16 protein-coding genes are annotated in these 16,731 nt (G+C 41.3%); 3 read left to right on the top strand and 13 right to left on the bottom strand.

What is annotated here, in order from left to right; all coding sequences use genetic code 11:
- Window positions 1–150: 150 nt before the first annotated feature.
- The 5 genes from VB620_RS12105 to VB620_RS12125 form a co-directional block, all read right to left on the bottom strand.
- Window positions 151–585 (bottom strand): helix-turn-helix transcriptional regulator, encoded by a 435-nt coding sequence (locus VB620_RS12105; RefSeq protein WP_323196407.1) that lies wholly within the window; start codon window positions 583–585, stop codon window positions 151–153.
- Between the two features lie 75 nt (window positions 586–660).
- Window positions 661–1,095 (bottom strand): DUF6932 family protein, encoded by a 435-nt coding sequence (locus VB620_RS12110; protein WP_323196408.1) that lies wholly within the window; start codon window positions 1,093–1,095, stop codon window positions 661–663.
- Between the two features lie 177 nt (window positions 1,096–1,272).
- Window positions 1,273–3,897, bottom strand: a complete 2,625-nt coding sequence (locus VB620_RS12115; RefSeq protein WP_323196409.1) for a type I secretion system permease/ATPase — start codon at window positions 3,895–3,897, stop codon at window positions 1,273–1,275.
- The gene (locus VB620_RS12120; RefSeq protein ID WP_323196410.1) at window positions 3,846–4,604 is read right to left on the bottom strand and encodes a peptidylprolyl isomerase; all 759 of its coding nucleotides are present in this window, start codon (window positions 4,602–4,604) and stop codon (window positions 3,846–3,848) included. Before VB620_RS12120 ends, VB620_RS12115 begins: the two co-directional genes overlap by 52 nt.
- 144 nt (window positions 4,605–4,748) lie before the next feature.
- On the bottom strand, window positions 4,749–5,558 hold the full coding sequence (locus VB620_RS12125; RefSeq protein ID WP_323196438.1) for a TIGR00297 family protein: 810 nt from the start codon (window positions 5,556–5,558) through the stop codon (window positions 4,749–4,751).
- Between the two features lie 588 nt (window positions 5,559–6,146).
- Here VB620_RS12125 and VB620_RS12130 point away from each other — a divergent pair.
- Window positions 6,147–6,578: a VOC family protein gene (locus tag VB620_RS12130; RefSeq protein ID WP_323196411.1), complete on the top strand. Its 432-nt coding sequence runs from the start codon at window positions 6,147–6,149 to the stop codon at window positions 6,576–6,578.
- Here VB620_RS12130 and VB620_RS12135 read toward each other — a convergent pair.
- A complete protein-coding gene (locus tag VB620_RS12135; RefSeq protein ID WP_323196412.1) occupies window positions 6,508–7,176 on the bottom strand; it encodes an esterase/lipase family protein in 669 nt (222 codons plus the stop codon). The two genes, VB620_RS12130 and VB620_RS12135, sit on opposite strands and share 71 nt — an antisense overlap.
- Before the next feature lie 431 nt (window positions 7,177–7,607).
- Here VB620_RS12135 and VB620_RS12140 point away from each other — a divergent pair, with 431 nt between their 5' ends.
- Window positions 7,608–8,042: a hypothetical protein gene (locus tag VB620_RS12140; RefSeq protein WP_323196413.1), complete on the top strand. Its 435-nt coding sequence runs from the start codon at window positions 7,608–7,610 to the stop codon at window positions 8,040–8,042.
- A 72-nt stretch (window positions 8,043–8,114) separates the two neighbouring features.
- Here the strand turns inward: VB620_RS12140 and VB620_RS12145 are convergent, their stop codons facing one another.
- From VB620_RS12145 to VB620_RS12165, 5 genes are all read right to left on the bottom strand, one after another.
- Window positions 8,115–9,203: a tetratricopeptide repeat protein gene (locus tag VB620_RS12145; protein ID WP_323196414.1), complete on the bottom strand. Its 1,089-nt coding sequence runs from the start codon at window positions 9,201–9,203 to the stop codon at window positions 8,115–8,117.
- A 64-nt stretch (window positions 9,204–9,267) separates the two neighbouring features.
- Window positions 9,268–9,975, bottom strand: coding sequence for a 16S rRNA (uracil(1498)-N(3))-methyltransferase (locus VB620_RS12150; protein WP_323196415.1), 708 nt, complete (start codon window positions 9,973–9,975; stop codon window positions 9,268–9,270).
- Window positions 9,976–9,981: 6 nt separating this feature from the next.
- A complete protein-coding gene (locus VB620_RS12155) occupies window positions 9,982–11,028 on the bottom strand; it encodes a TIGR00341 family protein (protein ID WP_323196416.1) in 1,047 nt (348 codons plus the stop codon).
- A gap of 226 nt (window positions 11,029–11,254) precedes the next feature.
- Complete coding sequence (gene sir, locus VB620_RS12160; protein WP_323196417.1) at window positions 11,255–13,171, bottom strand: sulfite reductase, ferredoxin dependent; 1,917 nt, start codon at window positions 13,169–13,171, stop codon at window positions 11,255–11,257.
- A gap of 201 nt (window positions 13,172–13,372) precedes the next feature.
- Window positions 13,373–13,906, bottom strand: a complete 534-nt coding sequence (locus tag VB620_RS12165) for a hypothetical protein (RefSeq protein ID WP_323196418.1) — start codon at window positions 13,904–13,906, stop codon at window positions 13,373–13,375.
- Window positions 13,907–14,345: 439 nt separating this feature from the next.
- Here VB620_RS12165 and VB620_RS12170 point away from each other — a divergent pair, with 439 nt between their 5' ends.
- Window positions 14,346–15,293 (top strand): ADP-ribosylglycohydrolase family protein, encoded by a 948-nt coding sequence (locus VB620_RS12170; RefSeq protein WP_323196419.1) that lies wholly within the window; start codon window positions 14,346–14,348, stop codon window positions 15,291–15,293.
- Between the two features lie 100 nt (window positions 15,294–15,393).
- Here the strand turns inward: VB620_RS12170 and cutA are convergent, their stop codons facing one another.
- The gene (cutA, locus tag VB620_RS12175; RefSeq protein WP_323196420.1) at window positions 15,394–15,720 is read right to left on the bottom strand and encodes a divalent-cation tolerance protein CutA; all 327 of its coding nucleotides are present in this window, start codon (window positions 15,718–15,720) and stop codon (window positions 15,394–15,396) included.
- A gap of 5 nt (window positions 15,721–15,725) precedes the next feature.
- Window positions 15,726–16,727 (bottom strand): transposase, encoded by a 1,002-nt coding sequence (locus VB620_RS12180; RefSeq protein ID WP_323196421.1) that lies wholly within the window; start codon window positions 16,725–16,727, stop codon window positions 15,726–15,728.
- Window positions 16,728–16,731: the final 4 nt, after the last annotated feature.

The following is a 16,731-nucleotide window of genomic DNA, read 5'->3' on the forward strand; positions in this document are numbered from 1 at the left end:
GAACCACAGAGACACAGAGTACACAGAGAAATCAGGGTTTGAGAGATATTTTGCGTAAGTCCTGTATTTTACAAGTACATCAGACTATAGATAAATAATTTTTATTTACAAAATTTATTTATACAAAACTGTAATCAGACGTTGAGAAAGTTATTTAAAAATTACTTCTTCTCTAATCTCAATATCTAAAGCACGTTGCACTTTCAAAATTTTAGTGAAACTAGAATTGGCATATTCATTAGCCTCATCACGTTGCACCTGTTGTTCCTTCACATTTAAAAGTTCTGCTAATTGTCCCTGAGTTAAACCGCGATAAATTCGAGCTTTAATAAGTGCTTCTGGTAATTCTTCTAAAGACTTACATTCTAACCTATCTATTTTCCTTGCTTTGAGGTTTTCATATTCCTCTATTTGTTCTAATAGTTCTTCTATTTCACCATTGAATGAAGCTAGATATGATTGATGCCGTAACTGTTCATTTTTATTATCTTGTGGGGGTACTTTTTTTTCCAGATTTTCTATTGCTGATTGAAATTTTTTAATCTGAGCTTTAGTAATCATATATTGACGTTCATTTAAAATCATGGTTAATCTCCTTATTTACTCTTCATTCTAGTAAGAATATTACCCAAATTAGAGTAATATTCTTTGTTTAATGTTCTACAAATCTATGGCAACTATTCCCCTATTATTTAGGTTTTTATCTTTTTGAAAAGATTCTAAAAAAGTATCATAATCGTTAGCATAAGCTGATGCAGGAAAAATTTCACCTCCATAAATTTCCTTTTGCTTCCACCTTTTCTTCCTACCAGCATCTAATAAGTTTATATCTAAATTACTTAGAAGCTCAAAATCTACTTGTTCTTCATCCCAACACATATCAAAGTCTTTTGGATAGGTTTTTCTACTAACAAAACTACCACCAATATAAATTCGACTACATCCTGCTTGTTTTAATATTTCACTAACTCTTGTCATACCTTCCAAAAGCTGTTGACGACGTTCATTAAAAGCTAGAACATCTTTTATTTCCTCCCAGGTGGAAAGATGAATACCAGCAGGTAAATTTCCATTTTGCCCGAACTTTGGGATCATTTTTAGTTATCCTTGTTTTTTTAATTACAGTGTACATAGGCAGTCCTTTTTTTGAAGATGAGATGATAATAGTTTAATGATGACACAACTTTTTTGTTGTGTCTACTCTGATGGAAAATTTACCCATAAAAAAAGCGGGCTAACCGCTTAATCGTAACTAATTTAGCAAACATCCTGTTAAACATTTGCTTGCTGACGTTGATATAAAGACCAGTACAAACCTTTTTGTTGTAATAAATCTGGGTGAGTACCGCGTTCAGCAATCACACCTTTTTCTAAGACTAGAATTAAGTCAGCCCGTTTAAGGGGCGCGAAGCGGTGAGCTATCAGAAACACAGTTCGGTTAGCAGAAACCTTTTGTAAGTTTTGCAAAACTTGCTGTTCGGTTTCACTATCTAAGGCGCTGGTAGCTTCATCTAAGACTAAAATCGGCGCTTGGGAAAGAAAGAGTCTGGCTAAGGCGATGCGTTGTCTTTGTCCCCCAGATAGCGCTGTTCCTCTTTCTCCGACATTACTTTCATAACCGTAGGGTAGTTGACTAATGAAGTCATGGGCTACAGCTAGTCTGGCTGCTTCTACTACTTCCTCGGCACTAATATCGGGATTTCCCAGGGTGATATTCTCTAAGACAGTACCGTTAAATAAGAAGTCTTCTTGGAGAACTACGCTAATTTGTTGCCGTAGTGAGGCTAAATCAGCACTCTTAATATCAAATCCATCTATCAAAATCCGTCCTGATTCAATTTGATATAGGCGTTGTAGGAGTTTGGAAAGGGTACTTTTCCCCGAACCACTGCGGCCGACGATTCCCACAAATTGCCCTGGTTCTACCTTGAAGGAGATGCCTTTGAGGACTGGTTCAATGTGTGGTTGGTAGCGGAAAAATATTTGCTCGAAGGTGACTTGACCTTTGAGGGGTGGTAAAACTAAACCTGTGCCTAATTCTGCTTCTGGGGCAATGTTTAAGATATCACCAATGCGGTCTACAGAAAGGAGGACTTGTTGCAGATTTTGCCATAGTTGCACTAGACGCAATAGGGGTCCGGTAACTCTTCCAGATAACATTTGAAAGGCGACAAGTTGCCCAATGGTTAAGTTTTGCTCAATGACTAATTTGGCTCCAAACCAAAGTATGAGTAAGGAGGAAAAGTTGGTGAGAAAGTTACCAATATTACTGCTAATATTAGAGGTTGTGGATGCTTTAAATCCTGTACGCACAAAACGAGCAAATAATCCTTCCCAGCGATCGCGTGCTACTGGTTCGGCTGCATGAGCTTTAACTGAGTGAATCCCGCTCACTGTCTCCACTAGAAACGATTGACTGTCGGCACTACGATTAAAGGTTTCATTCAGCCATTTACGCAGAATTGGGGTAGCAATAATTGTCAAGGCGGCGAATAATGGTAATACCGCTAAGGCGACAAAGGTGAGTTGGACATTATAGTAAAACATCAACACCAAATACACCACTGCAAAGATACTGTCTAAAATTACAGTTAATGCTGTGCCGGTGAGAAACTGGCGGATTTGTTCTAGTTCTTGCACTCTGGCTATGGTGTCGCCGACGCGCCGCGACTCGAAATAAGCTAAAGGCAAACGCATGAGATGGCGGAATAGTTGCGCTGATAAACTTAGATCTAAACGTCTGGCGGTATGAGTGAAGATAAATAACCGCAGAATACCTAGTATAGATTCAAATGAAGCAATTAATAAAAGTGCGATCGCCATCACATCCAGAGTCGGTAAACTCTGCTGCACCATCACTTTATCAATCACAACTTGGGTAATCAGTGGTGTCCCCAAACCCAAAATCTGCAAAGTGAAAGACGCAAGTAATACTTCCCCTAGAAGTTTGCGGTACTTCCAAACGGCTGGGGTGAACCAACTCAAGTTAAAATTTTCTTGTTCTGATACCAGTTCCACTTGCCAGAGTCTACCATCCCACGCAGACTCCACCACGGACTGAGGTAAACTCTCACAAGCATAATCCTCATTCAAAGGATTCCCAATCATCAAATTAGATCCTTTCATCCCATAGGCTACCACCCAAGAAGCCGGCGGAGATGAATCAGGCTGCCATTGTAAAATTGCAGGAAATGATAACTGTCGCAAGTCATTCCAGTTAACTTGCAACTTCCGCAACACTAAACCCAACTTTTCCCCTGCTTCTACGAGATTTTTCGGGCTTTGTCCCCGGAGTTGGCGTTGCACCCATTCCAACTTCACCGGATGTTCTAATTGTTGCGCCACCATTGTTAAACAAGCCGCAGCCGTATTCACACTAGAAACGAAAGGATAACCGGATGCGACAAAAGTGGAGTGTGGAATCAGTTTCTGGATTTTCTCTGCCTTTTCTTCCTCCGCAGTTCCCCAAAACTCAGCAATTTCGGGAGTGGAAAATTCTTGCCATAAAGCTGTACGCCAACACACAACAACTACTTCTTTGCTAGCAGCTATGGCTTTGCAATCTACAGTTAGATGATCTAAATTACCAAACCAATCTCCTGGTTGTAGAGCTGCTAATGGTTGACCTTCTCCTTCTTCCCGCAAGCGGACTTTACCAGTAACAATGAAAAACTGATAGCTATCTGCGGCGCTTGACCAAATTTTTTCTCCCAGACGATACTGACGGATTTCTGCTTGGTTTTGCAGATGGGATTTTTGTTCAGAACTCAACCCAGATAAAGGCGGTTGATTCCAACGGATGGAAGCGAGGGCGTTGATGTGTAGAGATTGATTATCCAGAGATTTTAGCTCATTTGTAATTTGACCGTCAGCTTTTGAATTTTCTCGACTAGCCATTTTTCAAATAATTCATTTTGTAGTGCTTGTTGGAGTTGCATATCTTCTAAAGACGCTGGCAAAAATTGTTCTAATCTAAATAAGCCATAACGTCCCTCGATTTCTATAGGGCCAATAATTTCTCCAGGAGTGGCTATATCAACAGCTGCTCTTAATTGATCTGGAATTGTGCCTCGGCTAACTGGCCCCATCATTCCATTAACCATGCGGTCTTCTGATAATGAATATTCTCTAGCCAGTTGCTCAAAACTACCTCCTTCTTCAATTTGGGTTTGTAGTTCTTCAGCTATTTCTCGGTTATCAACAATAATCCGGGAAACTATCACCCGGTCTAGAAAAATTTTGCGTTCAATAAAGTATTCTGAGAGTTTTGGTTCTGTAATTAAAAGCTTGAGTTTTTCTAACTTAAAGTTAAAAGTAATAGCTTCGGAAAAGCTAGCGTAATCTGTAGCATTATTCTGTAACCATTGTTGAAAAGTTTCCGGGTCATTAAGTTGATTTTTGAGGCGGAAATCGATGATTGTTTGTTCAGTGAAAGCGGGAGTAATATCGATATCATCTCGCCCTTGAATTTCTTGCTCAATAACATAGTGTCGGAGAATATCGCCAATGAAAGTTGATAATTTTCCAGAGGCTTGCAGATATTTTACAGCTTGATTGATAAAAATTGGTTGGTCATTGATAGTCAAAAATGATGAAGATTCCATGAATTAAATTAATAAACAACTGTTAAGGATTGATATATTACAAACTATAATTTGCAACTTCAGACAATACTCTTGATCTTTGTATGGATAAACGAAAATTACACCAGCAAAGTGTTCTGTAAAATACTTGTGTTTTTTCAAGAATTAGCCAGGTAATGAAGTAATAGAAATTGTCCAGATCAAGGCGAGAAGTATAGATGCGATCGCGCCGATTAATGTATTGAAAATATTCACTACTTCATTGGTGAGCCAATCATATTCAGATTGCAAAGTTGCACCAATTACACTTTCTAAATTAGTAGCGATAAATGCAGCCAATATGCACCAAACTATCCCTAGTAAGTCTATCAGACCTACCGCCCAACCTAAACAGGCGATCGCCATCGAAGCCACCACACCAGCTAAAGTTCCCTCTAAACTTACCGCGCCCTCTGTACCACGAGATACAGGTTGGAGTGTAGTAATCAAAAAGGTACGTTTACCATAGGCTTTACCCACTTCGCTAGCAGTAGTATCAGAAAGCTTGGTACTAAAACTCGCCACATAGCCCAACAACAGCAGAGACTGGACATTGGGGACAAAGGACGGGGTACTGGGTGTAATTAATCCCGAATTCAGTAACCCGATTCCCAACGCACACACAGCCGCAGTTAAAGCCGAACCCCAAACATTTTCCGGGCCTCTAGCACCAGAACGCTTTTCAGCTATTCCTGCTGCTTCCTTCTGCGCCATACCAATACGTGTGACACCGGAACCCACTATAAAATAGAACCCTACCACCAGATATCCTCGCCAACCCAGAGTTACCCAAATCAGGACTCCCAGTAACCAAGCGTGAAATACTCCGGCGGGAGTGAGTAACTTTTTCGGCGCAATCCATACTAAACCCAATAAAATGGTATTTAATCCTATTGCTACCAACCAGGGATTTACAGAGTCAATAAAAGATAACATCATCAATCATCAGTAGTTTTGTCAGAATATCAACAGAATAACCAATTTTAGACTGGGCTGTTCTTCAATTTCTGCCACTACCTAATTCCAAAAATCCCTAGCTTATCTTCCTCTTACACTCCTATTAGAGAAAAAACAGGGAAAACCATAAAAAACTTCCCCGAAGTCTACAGATATGTTGATCGTCTTTCTACCCCACTTTCAACAAACATCTTCACTAAGATATAAGCTGAAATTATCTAAAACTGTATGCAAATTGACCACAAATAATTTTGAAGACATAAATTTATATATAACAGGACTTACGCAAAAACTCTCACTTCGACAAGCTCCCTTCGACAGGCTCAGGGCATCGCAGTGACCACTCCAACCCTCATTCCTCTGTGTCCTCTGCGTCTCTGCGGTTAGTTATTCCGTAATTAAATATTTGATGTTCTCTTGTCATAACTAGGACTTACGCAAGAACTCTCTTAAACCCTCTTAACTTCGTGTCCTTTGTGTCCTTTGTGGTTCGTTTTTTCATAATTTTGCGTAAGTCCTGATAACGACAAATTTTAACACCAACCCACTTAGCCAACCATTCTAGCTATGAACCAAACTTTATTTCACCTGGCTTTTCCCGTAACTGACATTGCCCAAACTAAAGCATATTATGTGGACAGTCTCGGCTGTACTCCTGGGCGTGAAAATCCCCAAGCGCTAATTCTTGACCTCTACGGTCATCAGTTGGTAGCCCATGTCACCAAAGAGACTTTAGCACCCCAAAGAGGTATCTACCCCAGGCACTTTGGGCTAATTTTTATTCAGGAACATGACTGGGAAGAGTTGCTAGAAAAAGCACAACAAAAGCAGCTTCTTTTTCGGGAATCACCTAAAAATCGTTTTGTAGGTTCGACCTTAGAACACCGCACTTTCTTTTTAGAAGATCCCTTTTACAACTTGATGGAATTTAAATATTACCGCCACCCAGAGGCGATTTTTGGTAGTTCTCAGTATACCGAAATTGGTGACGGGGCTTAATTGGTTCAGTTAAAGCAGATGCTACCGTAGCCAAACACCTGGAATCTGTCAACATCCAAGAATGCAACATAACTGGTAATAATACTTCTTTTCCTAGAGGCATTTGTGAACTCTTTGCTGGAACTATCATCAAATCATAGGGTGTCCAGATTGATGTAAAATTTAGTTGATCTAATATTGTCGCATCAGCATTTAAATCTTTGATAAACTGACTATTGCGGCGCATTTGTAAGCAGCCTGGACGCTGGGAAGCATAGGCAGTCACAGTACCATGATGAGGTGCGGAAATAGTGATAAATCTCTGGACACGGTTAATCCCTCCTAGCCGTTGAACATAGTAACGGCTGACAATTCCGCCCATGCTAAAGCCGATTAAGTCTATTGGTTGTTCTGGGGGAAAGGTATTGGTCACATAATTAGCTACTTGCTGTGCCAAAATATCCAGACTAACAGCACCATTGTTAGGAATCAGATTTAAAGTATATACAGACCAACCCAGTTGTTTCAGGTAACTGGTCATTTGATTAAAAACGGCTCCTGTGTCATCAATACCATGTATCAATAAAACCGAATTGCGCTGTTGGTTTTCAGTGTTCATTAATTTTGCCTATATGAACAAGTCTGTAATATATGTAACTGAGTATAATGCTTGCAGGGCGATCGCCTATGACACTTCTCATACTGGTTAAGAAATCAACAAACTGTGGGAATTAGGACGCTGGTTTGCTCAGTCTATTTTTTTGAGGTTATTCACTGAGACCACAACAAAATGTTAATTTTAATTAAGCAACATCTCATATTCTTGCGCTGAGATCCCATAAGATTGAATAATTAACTCTTGATATCTAACAGTTGCGAGTGCTTGCATTCAAGAGTTAAGACTATTTACCCTGTAGTTTTAGTTCAATGCTAGTTAAGTAGATAATTATAACGTTTATCACCCTCATAGCATAGTTGGTGCAAAGAAATTTAATAGACTGCGTTTTTGTACACCAGGGTCGAAAATATATAAATACGGGAGAAATTCTGATGTTCGGTTTTATCAAAAAGTTAATCACAGGTATTTTCAGTTTCATCACCGGGTTATTACCAGGAAAGAAAGGTAATGGCTATTACTTACAGTTAGATGAATCTGGGGATAAAGTAGCACCAGCACCGAAAGTTGTAGAGAAAGAGGTTTCCCCAGCACCTACAGTTAATGGTACAAAACCTGCAACTACAACAGCAGTGGAAGCGCCAGCAACTAAATCAACTAAAAAGCCATCAAAAAATGGTAAAGCGCCTCAAGCTGAACCCGCTAAAGCGCCAGCAGCAGTATCGAATAGTGTAAAAACACCACCTACTGAAACTACATTTGCACCCAAATATCTTGCGCCTTCCGGTTCTGGTTCCAGTCGTCGTCGTCCAGGTGCGAATATGACTTCTTACCTAGATATGGCTGGTAAGATGAAAACTTCTAACTAACTGATTTAACGCTGCACAGAATCATCAAATCATCCGTCTTCATCTGCGTTTAATTATTCTGAAAAATTGTACTTAGCTTCCCTGGGAATTTTGAGCCAGGTTCAAAAATACTAAGCCACTATATAAATGAAATGCTGGGTCCCAATTAGTCTGTTCCCTACGAAATAGGTGAATGTGAGGCTGAATGTGTCCCAGCAGTTCTTTTTGGTCTAACACCGTCTCTCCAAAAGCTGTGAAATTTGACCAAGTTTTTACCTGTGGAATTTGTGGCAAAATCCATTGCAGTAAACTATTCCAATGAATTGTGGTGGTATTTTCCCCAGCTTTATCAATAATTTCTATACCTTCCTGAAATTCATAACCTTGATCATAAAGTCGGAGAATGCAATTTCTACTAGGTAGGTGTAAATCACAAAATTGAGCATGGTATTGAGTTTGGGTTTTTCGTTCTAATTGCCAACGGCTATCAACATCTACAACTTGCTCAAAAATTGGTAAAAGTCCGAGAACTCTGGCTGTAACTTCTGACCAGTCAAATGTTAGGGAACCAAGTTGATTGGCTGGGTTACGACAAACAATAGTAGGTTTGGGCTGTGATGCGGAAAAATATTTGATTTGAAAAACTTGAATTTGCTGGACTGCGGCTATGGTTGTCCAAAAGCAAGGAATCCCGGCTTGTTGTAACTGTTGTCCATAAAATTGCAGTTCTCCCACTGGTCCACTACGATATAATTTCCAACTGCGACTGGGTAAAACTAGCCTGGCGCTGTAGGGGTCTAGTTGCATTATTTGAGCAAATTTTGGCGCAGCGAGAGTTTTTAATTCACTAGCTAAGGGTTCTAAGATTAATACCCCTAGTTCAGCGTTATTGGGTTGGGATGTGGCTTGAGATATGGCGCGTTGTCTTTCTTCTTGCTGGATTTCTTGGATTTGCTGTAAACCTTGGCGGGCTTGGGTGAGTATTTTGGTGTTGCTTGTATTTCTGAGGAGTTGGCGATAAACTTTCTCTGCTTGTTGGCGTTTTCCAGATACTTGATGTAGTTTCCCTAGATAAAGTTGTACCCAAGGATTTTCTGGTGTTTCTTTTAATAGCTGTTTGAGAAGTTTGGCGGCTGTGTGATAATCTTTACGCTCAAAGGCGCTGGCAAGTTGTTCTATCATGGCACAGTGTGATGGTTACGGATGAGTAATTCCGTAGTCAATTGTGGTGGAATCACTAATTTATTTATACTTCAGAAATTGCGGAAATTAGGGTTAATGCTACTACTGGGGCTGTAACTGCTCGTAGGATGCGACGACCAAGGGATACTGGTTGATATCCTGATGCGATCGCATTTGCAATTTCTGTTTCCGTCCATCCCCCTTCTGGGCCTGTAGCAATGACAATTTCTGGAATGTCATTTGTAATCAGGTGGTTTAAATGGGGATAATCGCCACGGGCTTCACAAATATAACGGTGAGTTGCTGTAGTCGCAGTGATCGCAGTACTGAAGGCTACGGGTGGAAAAATTGTGGGGACAAAAGCCCGTTCTGATTGTTCGGCTGCTTCTGTGGCTATGCGTCGCCAACGTTCTAGTTTTTGGGGACTGGGATTTAGGAGGGTGCGATCGCTCAATACCGGAGCAATAGAAGTTACTCCTAATTCAGTACAATAACGCACTATATCATCAAAGCCATTGCCTTTGGGTAAGGCTACCATCAGGGTAATTGCTAAAGATAATTCGGTTTCTACGGTCAGGGTTTCTAATATCTCGGCTTGTTCTATTTGTAACTCAGCTAACCACCATTTTCCTTGACCATCCATAGCAATGAAGCGATCGCCTGGACGTAACCGCAATACTCTGGTGAGATAATGCTGTTGCTCTTTTGTCAGGGTAATCACACTAGCTTGAATTTGAGAGGGGGCGATCGCAATGCGTTGTAGTTGCGCCATACTTATTTAATTAATTACAGCCGGGGCAGTAAATTCTTGGATGGGAATTACCCGGACATTTAAAGTTAACGGTTGTTTCAAACTTTCCTGGACAAAATCCCTCACCATCTCGATCTGGTTTTCGGAAATGGAACCAATGGGAGCCGCTACTTCTATTTCCACAACCAGAGAATCTTCCTGTCGCTCTACTTTAATACTGCGAATGTCTTGACTAGAAAATGTCAGAGTTCGACGGTAAAGTAAATATTCAATACTGCGTCGTGTGTGTTCTTTCAGAAGTAAGTTATCTAAAGAGAATCCCAAGGGTAAGCCCAAAATAAATATCGCCCCAATGGATAAAATCAAACCTTGACGCGCTCTTTCTAAAGAACCATAGCGCTGTGCGAGAAAGACCAGTGCGCCACTAAAAATAATTCCGATTAAATTTGTCAAAAATAATAAAGAAGCGCCACTAGCGACCGAACGCGAACCGATGGCGATACCAATGCCGACAACGCTTAAAGGTGGAACTAGAGCTACAGCGATCGCTACTCCCGGCAAAGCATCAGCAACATGACGACGTGATTTAGCATAAGCACCAGCTGCACCAGCTGCCAAAGCTACGACTAAATCTAGTAAGGTCGGACTGACTCTTTGCCAAATTTCTGGGCCAAAAGTTTTGATTCCCACAATTTTGGCAATGATCATGGCGGTGACAACAGTTAACACAATTCCACTGAACAGAGTAACGCTAGAACGCTTTAACAAACGCTGATTTCCTACGGCCATACTGTAGGCGATCGCAATTATCGGCCCCATCAACGGTGCTACTATCATCGCGCCAATAATCGTAGCAGCACTGTTTGCCAGCAGTCCCAAAGTGGAGATAATCCCAGATAAAAACAGGAGGATGTAAAAGTTTTTGGAAGAAACCGCTCCCCGCCACATACTACGGCTAAGTGCAGCTATGGGCATGGGCTTTTCTGCTAACCAATGCCATTCGCCACTGTTACTTTCTTTGATTTCTGTGAGTCGCTGTTTACCCCAAGCACTAACTTTATCAATTAACCACATTTGTTGACGAACAACCTTTATCTGTATTAGTTAGGACTTAGACAAAATTATGGAAAACGAACCACAAAGGACACAAAGGACACGTTCGCGTAGCGTCTCCCCTTGGGAGAAGTCAAGAGGGTTTCAAAGAGTTCTTGCGTGAGTCCCATTAGTGTCAAAAAATAAAACCTACCCTCTATTAAAAGTAATGGAGAGTAGGTTAAAAAATTCAGCATCAAGTTGAAATTTATGACAAATTCTGAAAGTAACTTTCTAGGGCTTCGTTAACCAATTCTGTCATCGGTTTATTTTGCTGGTTAGCTGCTTGTTTCAACTGAGCATATACTTCATCTCGGATACTTACCCGATGCCGTGATTTACTGGCAGCAGTAGTTTCAGGCTGGTAAGTAGCAGCAAATTCTCGCAGGGCATCAAAACCTAAGCGATCGCAAAAATCACCAAAGCTCTCCTCATATTTACGAAAGTTCTTAAAGTAAACAAAAATCGGCTCTAAAAAGCTTTCTATGTCGTTATGATGTAGCTTTTCTGTATAAGCTTGGGCTAATCTTGTCTGATCTGGGGAACCTCCTAGCCAAACTTGGTAAGATTCAGGAGCGCTACCCACAAAGCCTAATTCTGCCATGTAGGGGCGAGCGCAACCGTTAGGACAGCCTGTCATCCTGATCACAAAATGTTCATCTTGTAAACCAATTTTGTCTAATAAGGTGCGAATCCGGGCTAAAATGCCGGGGATAGCCCGTTCGGATTCGGTAATCGCCAAGCCGCAGGTAGGCATAGCTGGACAAGCCATTGCATAACGGACTAGAGGTTCGATGCTATTGGGGTCATCAACGATACCGCAACGCTGCAAGATCTCTTGAATGGCTGACTTATTTTCTGGCTGAATGTCGTAAAAAATAATGTTGTGGTGGGGTGTCAAGCGCATAGGTAGGTTAAATTCCTCGACAACCTTCCGTAAGGCGGTTTTCAGTTGAAAGGAACCTTGATCTTTAACGCGACCATTCTCTACGGAAATTCCTAAAAATAGTTTGCCATCACCTTGTTCATTCCAGCCCAGGAAATCGTAATATTTAAACTCTGGTAGGGGTTGGAAGGGGGCGACTGATTTACCGAAATAATCTTCTACTTGGGTGCGGAATTTATCTACACCCCATTCGTGAATCAGGTATTTTAATCTAGCATGACGGCGGTCAGTGCGATCGCCATAATCTCGTTGAGTCGCAACAATGGCTTTCACTAAATCGTAAACATCATCTTTGTTTACATAGCAAATCTCATCTGCGACTCTGGCAAAGGTTTCTTCTTTATTGTGTGTTCTGCCAAAACCTCCCCCAGCAAACACATTAAATCCTTGTAGTTCTCCCTGCTTATTAGTCATAACGACTAAGGTCAAGTCTTGGGAATATAAATCTATGGAATTATCACCAGGTACAGTCAGGCTAACTTTGAATTTGCGTGGCATATAGTGAGTGCCATAAATCGGCTCTTCACTGTTATGAATAACAGTACCTGTACCATTGCGCTCTCGTGCAGCTTTGATTTCTGGGCTTTCTTCCCCACTAATGATTTTTTCCCCATCTAACCAAATTTCGTAATATGCTCCGGTTTGAGGTGTGAGCAAATCAGCGATATTATTGGCATATTCCCAGGCATACTGGTAATCGGGGCGATTTTTAAAGGGAGCGGGTGGAGCCATGACGTTACGGTTAAGATCACCGCAAGCGCCCAAGGTGGAACCCATATTTTTGACTATAGTAGCGATCGCCGCCTTGAGATTCTTTTTTAAAATCCCATGCAACTGAAAACCTTGACGGGTTGTCACTCGTAATGTGTGATTCCCGTGTTCATCGGACAACTTATCTAAAGCCAAATACAGTTGTGGCGGTATAAACCCACCAGGATTTCTGGTTCGCAGCATAAACTGATAATCTTTCTCCTGTCCCTTGACGCGATTATCCCGGTTATCTTGCTGGTAGGAACCATGAAACTTCAGCAGTTGTACTGCTTCTTCGGTAAAATGAGTTGTATCTTCAAGGATTTGCGTAGCTACAGGTTCGCGTAAAAAATTACTTTTTTCCTTGATGCCTTCTACTTTGGAAGGCTTGTCACGATTGGCAATTGGGGCAGGAGCAGATTTAACCATCAGAATTGTTATATTATTCTCAATAAAGCATCGGTGAACACCGAAGGAATTTTTCGGCTCAGTGATTTCCGGTAATCCGGTCGGAAATAAGCAGAATAATTTAATTTTAACACGGCAAAAAGCCGGCTTTATCAGTGATTTAACACTTAATAAAACCGACTTTAAATTATCTTGAGTAGTTAATTCAACAATTCCCAGTCCCTACTTAAAGCGATAGCCTAAACCGCCATTAATGCTGACAGCACTACCGGAACTATTTTCGTAGGCGCTGATTCCGACTTTAGCATTGGTGTAAAGTAGGAAGTTATTAGCAACTTCTGATTCTACTCCAGCACCTACTACTACAGCATTTTTGTTACCCATAGGAGTGGGTGAGCCTTGGTCCTCGACAAAAGAATAACCACCAGTAACAAAGGCATTAGTCCGATTTGCAATTGGGATGTCTAAGGAAACTTCTGGAATAATAGCGGTGGTCTCGTTATTCCAAAGAACATTACCACGTGCAGACACTGGCATATTGCCTAATTTCAGACGGCCTGTAAGATTACCACCAAAGTTAGCCGCATCACCATTGTCTCCACCATTAGTCACACCAGCTGCAATACCAGCACCTAAATAATTAGCATCTGTACCTTTTGTGGGTTGAGCGGCAGCTTGACCAGCACTCATCATTACAGGCGCAACTACTAAAGACAATGCAGAGATTGTCAGAAAAGACTTGAGGATATTTTTCATAATTTTGAGAAAACTTTGTAGGTTTTGCTTTATAAATTGAATGTCGAAAATAGTATCAAAAGGTTCCAGATAATTTTCAGCTTTTTTCTAAGTTGTGATTATTTACGACTTGGCTCAAGGGCAGCCTATTCCCTTGACACTGAGAGACACTGAATTGCAATACCTCATCCCCAGCCATATATTATAGGTGAGATTGCTGGCTTGCAAAGAGAAACTAGATATTTACTCTAGTGAGAATTTCTCTAAAGTAGTCACTTGAGAAAGTGGCACAATCAACACTATCAAATTTAGGCAATATATGTCAGACCATATAGTTAATTAATATCGCTTATTCTGGCTATTCAATTATGATCAAATAATAGGCTGTAGCAGCTATGGCAACAAGCTTAAGAGAGAATCTATAAAGTGAAGTTTTAGTAATTCTCATGGAGAGTGAATAATGCTAACCGCTACAAAAACGTTGTCTGGTTTGATGGGTTTATGTGTCGGTGATGCGTTGGGTGTGCCAGTTGAATTTACTAGCCGCGTGGAAAGAATCAAATCTCCGGTGACAACGATGCTAGGTTATGGTACATGGAATCAACCGCCGGGAACTTGGTCAGATGACAGTTCGTTAACATTTTGCTTGGCAGAAAGCCTCTGTAGAGGTTATTCTCTGGATGCGATCGCCAATTCTTTCTGGCGTTGGTATAAGCAAGCTTATTGGACTCCCCGTGGCGAGTTATTTGATATCGGTCACAATACTCATGAAGCAATTATGCGCCTCAAGCAGGGAATTTTACCTCATCAGGCAGGAGGTAAGGTAGAAAATAGTAATGGTAATGGTTCTTTGATGCGAATTTTACCGATGGCTTATTGTCATCGAAACGTAACTTTCCCGGAATTGATCGCGCGGGTGCATGATGTTTCGGCCATTACCCATGCTCATGTGCGATCGCAAATGGCCTGCGGTATTTATATTAGTATTGCCGTCGCCTTACTGGAAGGGGCTAACCTAGAAACAGCTTATTTACAAGGATTAGAAAAAATTCAATCAGTTTATACTGAGCGGGAATATATTTTAGAAAAGCGACATTTTCGCAGAATATTCAGTGGTGAACTAGCCCAGATACCAGTGGCAGAAATTAATTCTGGTGGTTATGTGATTGATACCCTAGAATCATCGCTATGGTGCTTGTTAAATAGCTCATCTTACTCCGAGACGGTACTGAAAGCTATTAACTTGGGTGGCGATACAGATACTACTGCTGCGGTGACAGGGGGTTTAGCAGGAATTTACTACGGTGCAGACAATATTCCCCCAGAATGGGTCAATAAAATTGCCCGCAAACAGGACATTATTAATTTGGCAGAGCGTTTTGCAGCAGCTATTGACGCTCAGATTTAGTTAAAATTACCAGACCCCCAAGACCTCCCCCCAAGGGCTAAGGTCTATACATACCCTAGTCCCAGGGATGATGGGAGAAACAGGGGTTCTAAGACAAGTGCTAAGGCCGAACCTGTTCAGAAATCCATTGTAAGTAGGCGTGTGAACCTGCAACAATAGGTAAGGCGATGATTTCTGAAAATTCGTAGGAATGGAGTTCCCGAATTTTGGCTTCCAAAGTGGAAAATATCGCCAAATCAGTTTTAATTAGCAACTGCCACTCATACTCCTTGTAAATTTCTCCTTCCCAAGAGTAAATTGAATGGATCGGCAACAAACTCACACAAGCTGCTAGTTGAGCTTCCAAAAGTGCATTAGCGATGGTTTCAGCCTCCTGCTTGTTGGCAGTTGTCACCAGTACTACACCATAATCAGCAGGTATCTCCATAACTTTTAAACCATAGACAGAGAATAGACCTGACCATCAATCAATAGTCGTGTAATGCCCTTGGCTTGCAGATGGGTACTAGCTTTTTGCAGGACTTTACTGTCTGGAACTTTAATCACGCGATCGCGCTTGGTTGAAAAACGCTTTGCGACTCGATGGTTATCAAACACGGGCAAAGTTTTTTGCAAGGTTTCGAGGTTCGGAATTTCTCCCAAGTCACCAAAATCCTTCAGTGGTCTGGTAATTAACTCTGAGGATCTATCGATTACCAAATAGCAACTTTTCGGTAGCTGTGCGGCTGAGAATGGTAAGACTTGAACTGCGGCTTCACTAACCCTTTGTCTTGGAACTAAAGGTGGTGAATCCTCTAAATCTTCTTCCTCGTCCTCATAATCATCCTCGTAATCGTCCTCGTCTAAATCATCATCATCATCATCTAAATCTGATAGATCTTCTGATTCCTCTAGCAATTCTTCTCCCAGGATATGGGCGATCACAGTTGCTTCGGGATGCTCCTCCTTTAAAATTGGACCAGGAATACTGGTGACTTCTGGTGGCTTCGGTTCGACTATTTCTAATCGCTTTGATGTACGTAACTTGGGTTTTTCCTCGGCTGAAGAACGCCGCCGGACTCGTCTGATAGAGGGGTTTAATTCTTCATCTGACTCTGAGTCCTCTTCTTCCAGAACTGGCTGGGGCGGTGAAATCTCTGCTAGCTTCAAGCGAGGATTAGCTTTTTCCTCGGTTGGTGGTGCTGTTTCTGGCTCTAACTGACTTAACAAAGGCACTTGCTCGTAACTTACCTGCGCCCTGCCTTCAGGAGTCCTAGCGGCACGTTTAAGAGAAACGAGATACTCGTATTCTTCTTCTGGTAAGGTGCTTTTGAGCAGGCGACTAATTGTCGAATTACTCACACCATAGCGTTCTGCCAAAGTTGAGGTTGTTTCGGCAGTTTCTCGATATAACTTCAGAATTTCTTGTTTGTCAGGATCTGTTAATTTTCTCACGGTA

Origin of the sequence: Nodularia harveyana UHCC-0300 (assembly GCF_034931085.1) — a bacterium.
Lineage (GTDB): Bacteria > Cyanobacteriota > Cyanobacteriia > Cyanobacteriales > Nostocaceae > Nodularia > Nodularia harveyana.

What these genes read in the sequence shown, in the direction of transcription:
- VB620_RS12150 (WP_323196415.1), bottom strand. Translation starts at nt 9,975, where the DNA reads ATGGCGCAACTACAACGCATTGCGATCGCCCCCTCTCAAATTCAAGCT.
- cutA (WP_323196420.1), bottom strand. Translation starts at nt 15,720, where the DNA reads ATGGAGATACCTGCTGATTATGGTGTAGTACTGGTGACAACTGCCAAC.
- VB620_RS12120 (WP_323196410.1), bottom strand. Translation starts at nt 4,604, where the DNA reads ATGGAATCTTCATCATTTTTGACTATCAATGACCAACCAATTTTTATC.
- VB620_RS12140 (WP_323196413.1), top strand. Translation starts at nt 7,608, where the DNA reads ATGTTCGGTTTTATCAAAAAGTTAATCACAGGTATTTTCAGTTTCATC.
- VB620_RS12135 (WP_323196412.1), bottom strand. Translation starts at nt 7,176, where the DNA reads ATGAACACTGAAAACCAACAGCGCAATTCGGTTTTATTGATACATGGT.
- sir (WP_323196417.1), bottom strand. Translation starts at nt 13,171, where the DNA reads ATGGTTAAATCTGCTCCTGCCCCAATTGCCAATCGTGACAAGCCTTCC.
- VB620_RS12115 (WP_323196409.1), bottom strand. Translation starts at nt 3,897, where the DNA reads ATGGCTAGTCGAGAAAATTCAAAAGCTGACGGTCAAATTACAAATGAG.
- VB620_RS12105 (WP_323196407.1), bottom strand. Translation starts at nt 585, where the DNA reads ATGATTTTAAATGAACGTCAATATATGATTACTAAAGCTCAGATTAAA.
- VB620_RS12155 (WP_323196416.1), bottom strand. Translation starts at nt 11,028, where the DNA reads ATGTGGTTAATTGATAAAGTTAGTGCTTGGGGTAAACAGCGACTCACA.
- VB620_RS12110 (WP_323196408.1), bottom strand. Translation starts at nt 1,095, where the DNA reads ATGATCCCAAAGTTCGGGCAAAATGGAAATTTACCTGCTGGTATTCAT.
- VB620_RS12130 (WP_323196411.1), top strand. Translation starts at nt 6,147, where the DNA reads ATGAACCAAACTTTATTTCACCTGGCTTTTCCCGTAACTGACATTGCC.
- VB620_RS12145 (WP_323196414.1), bottom strand. Translation starts at nt 9,203, where the DNA reads ATGATAGAACAACTTGCCAGCGCCTTTGAGCGTAAAGATTATCACACA.
- VB620_RS12125 (WP_323196438.1), bottom strand. Translation starts at nt 5,558, where the DNA reads ATGTTATCTTTTATTGACTCTGTAAATCCCTGGTTGGTAGCAATAGGA.
- VB620_RS12165 (WP_323196418.1), bottom strand. Translation starts at nt 13,906, where the DNA reads ATGAAAAATATCCTCAAGTCTTTTCTGACAATCTCTGCATTGTCTTTA.
- VB620_RS12170 (WP_323196419.1), top strand. Translation starts at nt 14,346, where the DNA reads ATGCTAACCGCTACAAAAACGTTGTCTGGTTTGATGGGTTTATGTGTC.